Origin of the sequence: Mycobacterium sp., assembly GCF_049802695.1 — a bacterium.
Lineage (GTDB): Bacteria > Actinomycetota > Actinomycetes > Mycobacteriales > Mycobacteriaceae > Mycobacterium.
Genome location: NZ_JBARMY010000179.1, coordinates 1 through 10,490, shown reverse-complemented (window position 1 = coordinate 10,490; position 10,490 = coordinate 1). Strand labels below are relative to the sequence as shown.

Here is a 10,490-nt window from a genome sequence, read left to right as displayed (position 1 = left end):
GCGCGCAGCGTCGGCCAGGATGTCCAGTGCCGCCAGTTCGTCGCGCGCCTCCAGCGGGCCGAAGCGCTGCTCACCGGGCGAGCCTTTGTCGCGGAGCTGAATGATGTCCACCCCGCCGGCCAGCGCCGCGTCGGCGAAGGCGGCGAGATCACCGCGCTCGCGCCGGGCGTCGGTGCACAGATACAGCCGGGCTGTGGCAAGTCGGGAAAGCGCCTCGTGCACACCGCGACGCTAGCGGCTAGCGTAGGAACTTGACGAACACGGGAGTCCCGGGAGCGGGGCTGAGAGTGGGCACACCCGAGAAGAGGACCTGCCCTTACCGTCACACCTGATCCGGATCATGCCGGCGAAGGGAGCAAGGATGCCATCGAACTCGCTCGGGACACTGGCCGTCATCGGCGGCGGTGTCATCGGGCTGTCGATCGCCCGGCGCGCGGCTCAGGCCGGCTGGTCGGTGCGGGTGCATCGCAGCGGCCAGCGCGGTGCGTCCTGGGTGGCCGCCGGCATGCTGGCCCCGCACAGTGAAGGCTGGCCTGGCGAAGACCGGCTGCTGCAGCTGGGCCTGGAATCGCTGCGGCTGTGGCACGAGAGCGGCTTCCTGGCGGAGCTTTCGCCGCAGGTGATCACCGCGCGGGAATCGCTGGTGGTGGCTGTCGACCGCGCTGACGTCGCCGACTTGCGCACCGTCGCCGATTGGCTGTCCGGGCAGGGCCACCCGGTGATCTGGGAGTCCGCCGCTCGCGATGTGGAACCGCTGCTGGCGCAGGGCATCCGGCACGGATTCCGGGCGCCCACCGAACTGGCCGTCGACAACCGGGCGATGCTGGATGCCCTGACCCTGGCCTGCGAGCGGCTCGGCGTGCAGTGGACGGGCCCGGTGCACGAGTTGTCCGAAGTCGAGGCCGACACGGTGGTGATCGCCAACGGGATCGATGCGCCCGTGCTGTGGCCCGGCCTGCCGATACGCCCGGTCAAAGGTGAAGTGCTGCGGCTGCGATGGCGCAAAGGCTGTATGCCGTTGCCGCAACGAGTGATTCGCGCCCGCGTGCACGGCCGGCAGGTATATCTGGTGCCGCGCCACGACGGTGTGGTGGTAGGCGCCACCCAATATGAACACGGCCGCGACACCGCGCCGGCCGTTTCGGGAGTGCGCGAGCTGCTTGACGACGCCTGCGCGGTGCTGCCCGCGCTCGACGAATACGAACTGGCGGAGTGCTCGGCCGGGCTGCGCCCCATGACACCAGACAACCTGCCGCTGGTACAGCGGCTGGACGCCCGCACCGTGATCGCTGGCGGGCACGGCCGGTCCGGATTTCTGCTCGCGCCCTGGACGGCCGAACAGGTTGTAATGCAACTTCTTCCGGTCGGCGCGACATGATCGTTGTGGTCAACGAACAGCAGGTCGAGGTCGACGGGCAGATGACCGTCGCCGCACTGCTGCAGACGCTGGGTTATCCCGACCGCGGGATCGCGGTTGCGCTCGACCAGGCGGTGTTACCGCGCTCGCGCTGGGCGACCAATCTCTCTGAGCTTCCCGGTCCACTACGGCTCCAGGTCGTCACGGCGGTGCAGGGTGGCTGAAGCTGATTTCTCCCACTCCTTCTCGGGTCATGCTGGCCCGCATCGTCGCGGGGAAGAAGCCAAACTGACCATCGCCGGCCGTAGCTTCGCATCCCGGCTGATCATGGGGACCGGGGGAGCGACCAGCCTGGCCGTGTTGGAGGAGGCGCTGACCGCGTCGGGCACCGAGTTGACTACCGTGGCGATGCGCCGAGTCGATGCCGAAGGCGGCACCGGCATGCTCGACCTGCTCGGCCGGCTGGGCATCACGCCGCTGCCGAACACCGCGGGATGCCGCAGCGCCGCCGAAGCGGTACTGACCGCCCAACTGGCCCGTGAAGCGCTCGGCACCGAATGGGTCAAGCTCGAGGTGATCGCCGACGAACGCACGCTGCTGCCCGACGCCGTCGAATTGGTCAGAGCCGCAGAGCAATTGGTGGACGACGGATTCGTGGTGTTGCCGTACACCAACGACGACCCGGTGTTGGCCCGCCGGCTGGAGGACACCGGCTGCGCGGCGGTCATGCCGCTGGGCTCGCCGATCGGCACCGGCCTGGGAATCGCCAATCCGCACAACATCGAGATGATCGTCGCGCACGCAGGAATACCGGTGGTCCTCGACGCCGGTATCGGCACCGCCAGCGACGCCGCGCTTGCGATGGAGTTGGGTTGCGACGCCGTCCTTTTGGCCAGTGCGGTGACACGGGCCGCTGATCCGCCCGCAATGGCCGCCGCAATGGCTGCCGCCGTCACCGCCGGCTATCTGGCGCGGCGGGCGGGACGCATCCCGAAGCGGTTCTGGGCGAAGGCCTCCAGCCCGGCGTTATGACGAGTCGCTACGTCGCCCTTGGCAGTTCGATGGCGGCCGGTCCCGGTATCCGGCCACGGGCGGCCGGCGCGCCACGCGGTTCGGGCCGATCCGCCCGCAATTACGCGCACCTGGTCGCCGAGGAACGCAAGCTGAATCTGGTCGACGTCACGTTCTCCGGCGCCACCACCGCCCATGTGCTCGCCGAACGCCAGCGCAGCGCGCCGCCCCAGATCGAAGCGCTCTACGGCTCCGAAGAACTGGTCACCATCACCATCGGCGGCAACGACGTCGGATACATTCCGCTGCTGATGGCCGCATCGCTGCCGGGCATCGCCCGCAAAGTGCCACGGATCTCGGCGCTGCTGAACCGCGAAGCCCGCGAGGAGGCGCTCGTTCAGGTCGGCGACGCACTTCACGCGGTGGCCAGCGAAGCCCGCCGACGGGCTCCGGACGCGCGGATTGTCTTCGTCGACTACCTCACGATGCTGCCGCCGCCCGGGACAGCGGCGCCCCCTTTGTCGTCGGCTGACGCCGAGTTGGGTCGCCGCGTCGCCGTTCGGCTCGAGGAGCTCACCGCAGCGGCTGCGCAAAGCACTGGCTGCGGAATTGTCCGCGCCGGAAGGGCCAGTCGCGACCACCACGCCTGGTCGGCGGAGCCGTGGACGGTCGGCGCGGCGTGGCCGCTGCCGTGGCGGCCCGCGCCCTTTCATCCCAACGCTGCCGGCATGGCTGGCGTCGCAGATCTCATCACCGCCCAATTGTGACGCTGTACGGGCCGGGTTGAGGACTGGCCCCAACGGGTAGGCCACCCGGCAAGGCGAAAGCTGCCGGCCGGGTGCCGGGTCCGATTACTCGAGCGGAGCCGCTTAAATGAGCACTGGTTCACGGGCTGTGGATCACGGCTGCTTGCATACGGCGGTTCTTTACCAGTCAGAACAGGAGTACCTGGATTTCGTCGGGAGCTTCCTGCTGGAGGGCCTGCGAAAGGGTGAATCGGCCTGGGTCGCAATACCCGCCGAGAAGTTGGCCCGGCTTCAGGACGCCTTGGGCGCCGCGGCGAGCGAGATCACGTGGGCGGACATCACAAAGATGGGTCGTAACCCGGGCCGGATTTTGGGTGCGGAGCTGGCTTACCTGGCGCAGCAGCATTCTCGACCGGTGCGGATGGTGGCCGAGGTAGTGTGGCCCGGCCGCCGGGATTTCGAGTACGCGGGCTGCCTGCAGCACGAAGCCCTAAGCAATATGGCATTTGTCGGGTCCGACGTGACGGGTTTGTGTCCCTACGACGCATCCCGGCTCGCCAGCGGGGTGCTCGACGACGTATGGATGACTCACCCGTTGGTCAAACAGGGCGGATCGCAGCGGCGTAGCACCCACTACTCCCTGGACGCCGCCCTGCACCGCGGCAACGAACTGTTAGAGACGAGCCAGGTCGCGGTGACCTTCACGGTCAGCGAACCCAGCGATCTGAGCAAGGCTCGTCAACAAAGCACCCGCTATGGCCGGCTGCTCGGGCTGTCGCCGGACCGCATCGCAGACCTGCAGTTGGTCGTGACCGAACTGGCCACCAACAGCCTGCAGCATGGCGGTGGAACCAGTCGGCTCGCATTCTGGGAACACGACGGTCACTTGGTGTGTGAGGCGCGCGACACCGGCTATCTGGTGGACCCGCTGGTCGGGCGTCGGCCGCCGGCCAAGGACAGGCCCAGCCCCAGCGGCCTTTTCGTTGTGAACGCGTTGGCGGATCTGGTGCGCATGCACACATCGCCGGACGGTACGACCATCCAGGCCTACCTGCGGCTGGAGCGACCAGTCGACGAGGTTGCCTGATGCGCCGCCAGGGTGTTGTCAGATCGGCCGCGGGCGTTGTCCCGTTCGGCCACCTGGGCTGGGGATATCACGACCGCACCGAGTTCGCCGCGCGGGTCGGTGAGTACCTTGCCGGCGGAATGGCAGCCAACCAGCGGATTCAGTACGTCGGTGATGGAAGTCGCGAGACGTTATGCGCCGCGCTGGCCGATATCGGATTCAGCGAAGGTCTGCGGTCCGGACGGATCAGGGTGACCCCAGCCGAAGACACCTACGAATTCCGTCCCGGCAGTGACGCCGTGGACGCCGATGCCACGGTGACCGAACAGGTAGCGGCTACCGAGCAGGCCCTGGCCGACGGCTACAGCGGTTTGCGCATGGTGAACGACGTCGTCGAGGTGGTGCGTACGCCCGAACAGCGCAACGCTTGGGCGCACTTCGAATGCCTGATCGACCAGAAGATGGCTGTGCTGCCGCTGTCGGCGCTGTGTACCTACGACCTGACCGACCTCGGGCCTGCGGCGAGGGATTGCCTCTGTCTGCATCCCCTCACCAGCGAGGAGACGGTCGCTTTTCGGCTGTTCGCCGAATCAGGCGCTAATTTCGCCATGGCGGGCGAGATCGACGCCGCCGACAACAACGCTTTCCTGACCGCGCTGCAGCGGGTCTGGCGACTGCAGCCCCCGGGACCGCTCGTCATCGAGGCTCGAAGCTTGGTGTTCATCACCCACCGTCAGCTACGTGCGGTGGACGACCTTGCTCGCGCCGATTGCCGTGATGTCGTCTTGCGGACTGAGCACGCCGTGGTCGCTCGGCTGGCTGAACTGCTCAATATGACGAACGTGCAGGTAGAGGCGGTGCCAGCGGCGCTTGCATCGTGGCAAAACTGCGGCATCTGATTCAATCCGGCATTCGGTGGGTAGTCCGGACGCGGGCTGGAAACCAGAACGTCGACGCGGCTGACCGACAAAAACCCGGTGTGGGATGCAGCGGTGGAGATGACTTTGACTGAGCGCAATGCGCAGACCGAGCGCGACTTGGTGCACTCTGCGCTGTTCTACCGCTCCGAACATGAATATCTCGAGGCGGTGGTACCGACCGTCGACGAGTGGTTGTGTGCGGCGCGGCCGGTGCTGGTATCGCTGCCGGGAGACAAAATTTCGGCGCTGCGACGCGCTCTGGGCATCATCGGCGAAGACCTCGGCGGCGACGCGACCCCGAACCTCACCGTCACCGACATTACCGAGGTGGGCCGCAACCCGGGCCGGATTCTCGGGCTGATCGGCTGCTTCGTGCGCCAACACCGCAACTGCCCGGTGCTGTTGATCGGAGAACCGGTGTGGCCGGGCCGCACCGCAGCCGAGTACCCAGCCTGCGTGCAGCACGAAGCCCTGGTCAACCTTGCCCTCGAGGGGCATGCGGTGACCGGCCTGTGCCTGTACGACGCTGTCCGCCTCTCCGACCACGCGCTGGCCGACGCCCGTCTCACGCATCCGCTCATCCGACGTGCGGGAACGCACCACCACAACCCGGAATACGCGGTCGACGTCGCACTGGACCGCAGCAACGAACCACTGCGCGCCAGCCCTGCAGCAGTGAACTTCACCGTCCACGAGCTGACCGATCTCAGCGGCGCACGACGATGCGCCTATCGCTACGCCCGGCTGCTGGGCATGTGTCCGGAAAGGATCGACGACCTGCAACTGATCGCCACCGAACTGGCGACCAACAGCCTGCGTCACACCGGGAAGTCGTGCCGGCTCGCCTTCTGGCACCACAACGGATACCTGATCTGCGAAGCCAGCGACGTCGGCCCGCTGGACGATCCGCTGGCCGGACGCCGAAGCACCCAGTCCGGACTGTTCGTGGTGAACGCGGTGGCCGACCTGGTGCGCACGCACATCTCTGCGCTGGGCACCAAGATCCACGCGTATGTGCGGCTGGACCGCATCGCGGATGAGGCCTGCTGATCTGAGCTTGTAGGTGCTCAGCGCCCGTGACACCCGGCCGTCTAACGTAATCGCCGTGAAGCACGAATCGAGGTCGGTGCCGGCCGCAATGGCTTTGGTGGCCGTCCTGGCGATACTGCTCGGGGGCTGCAGCCGCTCACCGAGTATCTCGCTGCCGTCGACGGCGACATCCGACGCCGGCGTATTCGCCGCGGTCTTGCGTGGCCGCGTCACGACCGACGCCATGATGGCTCATCTGTCGAAGCTGCAGGACATCGCCAACGCCCACAACGGCACCCGCGCGGTGGGCACCCCGGGCTACGACGCCAGCGTCGACTACGTCGTCGACACGCTGCGGCACAGCGGATTCGACGTGCAGACACCGGAGTTCGAGGCGCGCGTCTTTCACGCCGATCCGGGATCGGTGACAGTCGACGGGAGAACCGTCGAGGCCCGCGCGCTGGAATTCAGTATCGGTACTGCGCCCGACGGCGTGAACGGTCAACTGGTGGCTGCCCGCACCGAGGACACCCCGGGCTGCACCGCCTCCGATTACGACGGCCTACCGGTTCAGGGCGCCGTTGTGCTGGTGGACCGCGGAAGCTGCCCGTTCAGCCAGAAGGAGCAGGTTGTCATCGAGCGCGGGGCCGTGGCGTTGATCGTCGCCGACAACGTCGACGAGAAGCAGATGGGCGGCACATTGGGCGAGGCCACCGACGTCAAGGTCCCGGTGGTCAGTGTGTCCAAAGCCGACGGAGCTCAATTGCGCGCCCACCCCGGGCCCACCACCGTCAAGCTCAACGCCAACACGCGAACTTTGCAGGCGCGCAACGTGGTTGCTCAGACCAAAACCGGATCGACCACCGATGTGGTGATGGCGGGCGCACATCTGGACAGCGTTCCGGAGGGGCCGGGCATCAACGACAACGGCTCAGGGGTGGCTGCGGTGCTCGAAACAGCTCTGCAGCTGGGGAATTCGCCACATGTTCACAACACGGTGCGGTTCGGATTCTGGGGCGCGGAGGAACTCGGGCTGATCGGCTCACGAAAGTACGTGGAGTCGCTGAATGAGGACGGGCTAAAAGACATCGCCCTGTACCTGAACTTTGACATGCTCGGCTCGCCCAACCCAGGCTATTTCACCTATGACGGGGACCAATCGTTGCCGGCGGACCAGCGAGGACAACCGGTCGTCCCGGAAGGCTCGGCCGGTATCGAACGGGCGCTAGTCGCCTACCTGAGATCGGCCGGCAAAACTCCCCAAGACACCTCGTTCGACGGCCGTTCGGATTACGACGGGTTCACCTCGGCGGGTATCCCGGCCGGCGGGCTGTTCTCCGGTGCCGAAACGAAAAAGTCCGACGATCAAGCCAAACTGTGGGGCGGAACCGCCAATCAGCCATTCGACCCGAACTACCACCAGAAAACGGACACGCTCGACCATGTCGACCGCGCCGCCCTGGGTGTGCTCGGCGGCGGCGTCGCCTACGCCCTAGGTCTCTACTCGCAGGATTTCAGCGGCCGCAACGGCGTTCCGGTGCACGATGATCGAACCCGTCACCTTTTGGTCAAGCACTGAAGGCGCTGCACCGCATAGGCATCGGCTGTCGGTGTGTTTGATGCTGCCGCCCCACAGTAGGGCCGGCCAATCGGCCGTCGACCTCAGCTGCCACTTACGTCGCTGAGCTTGCAGGGGTGCGCACAGAGGGTGTCCGCTGAGACCGAGGCTGCTGTGGCGGCAGTGACTTCAGCAGCCACCAGAACTGACCGGCGCGTCAGCCGATGTCGGCGAGTCGCGGTATCAGCTCTTGGCCGAGCCGGCGAATGAAGCCGACCGGATCCGGATTGCCCGGCAGCGGGCCCACATTGATCATTTCGACACCGAGACCGGCGTACCGTTCCGTGGTTTGCAGCGTTTCGTCGATGTCGGCGAACGGGTCGACGAGGAAGCCGACCGTCTTGCGGATCTCCGCAGGGTCGCGGCTGACCGCGTCACAGTGGCGGTGCAGCACGTCGATCTTGTGTTTGAGTTCGTCGACGTCGGTCACGGTGCTGTTCCAGATGTCGGCGTACTGGGCGACCAGCCGTAGCGTCTTCTTCTCGCCGTCGCCGCCGATCAGGATCGGTGGGCGCCGAACCGGTTGCGGCTCGCAGATCGTCTCAGCCAGCTGGTAATGCTTGCCGTGGTATGGCCCGTCGTCGTCGCTCCACATCTGCCGGCAGATCTGCAACGTCTCTTCGAGCATCTCGAAGCGCTGGCTCACCGGCGGATACGGAATGCCCAGGGCGGTGTGCTCACGTTCATACCACGCCGCGCCAATACCGAACATCGACCGGCCGCCGGACAGCACGTCGAGCGTTGTGACGGCCTTGGCCAGCAGGCCCGGGTAACGGTAGGTGACCCCGGTCACCAGCAGGCTCAAGTCGATCTCGGTGGTCTGAGCCGCAAGAAACCCCAACGAGGTGTAGCCCTCGAGGAACGGGTCCTGTGCGCGCCCGACGTTTTCCATCTGGAACAAGTGGTCGGCCAGCGTGAACAGCGTCGCCCCGCCCTCCTCGGCGGCTTTTGCCGAGGCGCTCAGCGTCGGGGCCAGCTTGGTCGGATCACCAGGCAAGAAGTCGATGAAATGTACTGCCAGTTCCATTGTGGTCAGTCCTTTCCGTTGTTGTCGATCAGACGCTCCAGCAGGGACAGCGCGTCGAGGATGGTTCGGCGCTCCCGCTCGGAGTAGTTGTCCTGCATGGCCCGCGCCAGCCACTCCGCGCGGGCTTTACGGTCGCTTTCAGCGCGGCGCCGTCCCGTGGCGGTCAGCGAGACGACCTGTCGCCGGCCGTCGTTCGGGTCGGGCGCACGCCGGATGAGCCTGTGCCGATCCAAAGCGGCCACAATCGTCGCCATCGACTGCGGCCGCATCTGTTCAGCGGCGGCGAGCGCGCTGGCTGACGACGGTCCTTCTTTCCAAAGCCTGGTCAGCACGGCGGTTTGCGACGGCGTCAGGTCACCGCCGGTCGCCACCTCCCTGAGCCGCCGGCGCAACCTGCTGAACACCACGCGCAGATCTCGGGCCGCCGTCGCTGCCGACTCGCTGACACCCTCCACTCTGGCCAGCCTAAGGTAGGCAGCCAAAACTGTCCAGTTTTAACTGCACATAAGGCGCAAGGCGGCGTCCACTGCCAGCACCGGAACGTCATGCCTCTTCGAGGCCAGATCGTGTCGTGCGCCGTTGACCTCGACGATTTCGGTCGGTGCGGCGATCAATGCCGCGGCGTCCCGCAGTTCCGTGGGTGTACCGAAAGGATCGGAGGTCCCGTGGGTGAACACGGTGGGCACCGTGACGTCCGGCAGGTGTTGGGTGCGGGCGCGCTCCGGCTTGCCGGGCGGATGCACCGGATAAGAGAACAACGTCAGCACGTCCACTTCGACTTCGCTTGCGGCCAGCACCATCGACGTCAGCCGGCCGCCGTAGGAGTGGCCGCCCGCGATCAGCGGGCCGTCGCCGAGGCCGCGGCAGACAGTGACGGCCTCGACGATTCCGGCGCGGTCAGCAGCCGACGAACCAGACGGCGGACCCTTGGGCCGTCGCCGCCGGTAGGGCAGGTTGTAGCGCACCGCCAGCCAGCCGCGCCGGGCCCACTCGTCGCAGATCTTCTGCAACAGCGGGGATTCCCTGCTGCCGCCGGCACCGTGCGTCAGCACCACCACACCCGCCGGGGTTTCCGTCGGCTCGTGCGCCACGCCGGCGATCTGCTGCACGATGCTTATGGTGCCGCTCCTCCTCATCGCTTCGCTCTGCATCGTCGCCGGCACGGCAATCTGTGCCGCTCCTCCTCATCGCTTCGCTCTGCATCGTCGCCGGCACGTCACGACAGGCGGAAAAGTGGCGACACCGGCCCGTGGCCATGGCCGAGGGGATAAGAGGCGCGCAAACACTCTGTCACCCAACGCTTTCCGAAGGCGACGGCATCGGGCACGGTGAAGTCATGGGCCAGCGCAGCAGCGACGGCGGCTGCCAGGGTATCACCGCCACCGTGGTCATTGCCGGTGGTCATCCGCTCCGCGTCGAACTGATGAAAGTCAGCGCCGTCGTAGAGTAGGTCACAACTGGTGACCGAGGATCGCAAATGTCCACCCTTCACCAGCACCCACTGCGGACCCAGCGCGTGCAACGCTTTGGCCGCCGCACGTTGCGACGCGGTGTCGACGACGTCGACGTCCACCAGCAGTCGCACCTCGTCGAGATTCGGTGTCACCACAGTGGCAAGCGGAAACAGTTGCTGGCGCAGCGACTCCAGCGCCGACGGCGGCAGCAGCGGATCACCGTGCATGGAGGCGCAGACGGGGTCGACGACCAGGGGAACGG

The 10,490-nt window shown here is 66.7% G+C and carries 12 protein-coding genes and 1 pseudogene; 8 read left to right on the top strand and 5 right to left on the bottom strand.

The annotated features are described in order from the left end of the window. Positions 1-222: pseudogene (locus WA317_RS07150) on the bottom strand (thiamine phosphate synthase); the annotation flags it as partial. A 139-nt stretch (positions 223-361) separates the two neighbouring features. Between WA317_RS07150 and thiO the strand changes: the two are divergent. The 8 genes from thiO (at position 362) to WA317_RS07110 (ending at position 7,708) form a co-directional block, all read left to right on the top strand. Beyond that, positions 362-1,378, top strand: a complete 1,017-nt coding sequence (gene thiO / locus WA317_RS07145) for a glycine oxidase ThiO (protein ID WP_425172366.1) — start codon at positions 362-364, stop codon at positions 1,376-1,378. Continuing rightward, positions 1,375-1,581, top strand: coding sequence for a sulfur carrier protein ThiS (thiS, locus tag WA317_RS07140; protein WP_425172365.1), 207 nt, complete (start codon positions 1,375-1,377; stop codon positions 1,579-1,581). Before thiO ends, thiS begins: the two co-directional genes overlap by 4 nt. A gap of 64 nt (positions 1,582-1,645) precedes the next feature. Further along, positions 1,646-2,389: a thiazole synthase gene (locus WA317_RS07135; RefSeq protein ID WP_425172369.1), complete on the top strand. Its 744-nt coding sequence runs from the start codon at positions 1,646-1,648 to the stop codon at positions 2,387-2,389. Continuing rightward, a complete protein-coding gene (locus WA317_RS07130) occupies positions 2,386-3,135 on the top strand; it encodes an SGNH/GDSL hydrolase family protein (protein ID WP_425172364.1) in 750 nt (249 codons plus the stop codon). The genes WA317_RS07135 and WA317_RS07130 overlap by 4 nt, the downstream gene beginning before the upstream one ends. A 106-nt stretch (positions 3,136-3,241) precedes the next feature. After that, entirely contained in the window at positions 3,242-4,201 is a 960-nt protein-coding gene (locus tag WA317_RS07125; RefSeq protein WP_425172363.1) for an anti-sigma factor RsbA family regulatory protein, read from the top strand. Continuing rightward, a complete protein-coding gene (locus tag WA317_RS07120; RefSeq protein WP_425172362.1) occupies positions 4,201-5,079 on the top strand; it encodes an MEDS domain-containing protein in 879 nt (292 codons plus the stop codon). Before WA317_RS07125 ends, WA317_RS07120 begins: the two co-directional genes overlap by 1 nt. 99 nt (positions 5,080-5,178) lie before the next feature. Continuing rightward, positions 5,179-6,150 carry an anti-sigma factor RsbA family regulatory protein gene (locus WA317_RS07115; protein ID WP_425172361.1) on the top strand — a complete coding sequence of 324 codons (972 nt, stop codon included), beginning with the start codon at positions 5,179-5,181 and terminating at the stop codon, positions 6,148-6,150. Positions 6,151-6,238: 88 nt separating this feature from the next. After that, positions 6,239-7,708 carry a M28 family metallopeptidase gene (locus tag WA317_RS07110; RefSeq protein WP_425172368.1) on the top strand — a complete coding sequence of 490 codons (1,470 nt, stop codon included), beginning with the start codon at positions 6,239-6,241 and terminating at the stop codon, positions 7,706-7,708. 196 nt (positions 7,709-7,904) lie between these two features. Here WA317_RS07110 and WA317_RS07105 read toward each other — a convergent pair whose 3' ends face one another. The 4 genes from WA317_RS07105 to WA317_RS07090 all read right to left on the bottom strand — a co-directional run. Then, positions 7,905-8,774, bottom strand: coding sequence for an LLM class F420-dependent oxidoreductase (locus WA317_RS07105; protein ID WP_425172360.1), 870 nt, complete (start codon positions 8,772-8,774; stop codon positions 7,905-7,907). Positions 8,775-8,779: 5 nt separating this feature from the next. Next, complete coding sequence (locus WA317_RS07100) at positions 8,780-9,229, bottom strand: MarR family winged helix-turn-helix transcriptional regulator (RefSeq protein WP_425172359.1); 450 nt, start codon at positions 9,227-9,229, stop codon at positions 8,780-8,782. A 39-nt stretch (positions 9,230-9,268) separates the two neighbouring features. Continuing rightward, complete coding sequence (locus WA317_RS07095; protein ID WP_425172367.1) at positions 9,269-9,910, bottom strand: alpha/beta family hydrolase; 642 nt, start codon at positions 9,908-9,910, stop codon at positions 9,269-9,271. A gap of 80 nt (positions 9,911-9,990) precedes the next feature. Next, positions 9,991-10,490: PfkB family carbohydrate kinase (locus WA317_RS07090; RefSeq protein ID WP_425172358.1), on the bottom strand; the 500-nt coding region annotated here is incomplete at its 5' end.

Bases quoted from the DNA above. Each gene is read 5' to 3' on its own strand.
- thiO (WP_425172366.1), top strand. From the start codon at position 362: ATGCCATCGAACTCGCTCGGGACACTGGCCGTCATCGGCGGCGGTGTC.
- thiS (WP_425172365.1), top strand. From the start codon at position 1,375: ATGATCGTTGTGGTCAACGAACAGCAGGTCGAGGTCGACGGGCAGATG.
- WA317_RS07130 (WP_425172364.1), top strand. From the start codon at position 2,386: ATGACGAGTCGCTACGTCGCCCTTGGCAGTTCGATGGCGGCCGGTCCC.
- WA317_RS07125 (WP_425172363.1), top strand. From the start codon at position 3,242: ATGAGCACTGGTTCACGGGCTGTGGATCACGGCTGCTTGCATACGGCG.
- WA317_RS07120 (WP_425172362.1), top strand. From the start codon at position 4,201: ATGCGCCGCCAGGGTGTTGTCAGATCGGCCGCGGGCGTTGTCCCGTTC.
- WA317_RS07115 (WP_425172361.1), top strand. From the start codon at position 5,179: ATGACTTTGACTGAGCGCAATGCGCAGACCGAGCGCGACTTGGTGCAC.
- WA317_RS07110 (WP_425172368.1), top strand. From the start codon at position 6,239: ATGGCTTTGGTGGCCGTCCTGGCGATACTGCTCGGGGGCTGCAGCCGC.
- WA317_RS07105 (WP_425172360.1), bottom strand. From the start codon at position 8,774: ATGGAACTGGCAGTACATTTCATCGACTTCTTGCCTGGTGATCCGACC.
- WA317_RS07095 (WP_425172367.1), bottom strand. From the start codon at position 9,910: ATGAGGAGGAGCGGCACCATAAGCATCGTGCAGCAGATCGCCGGCGTG.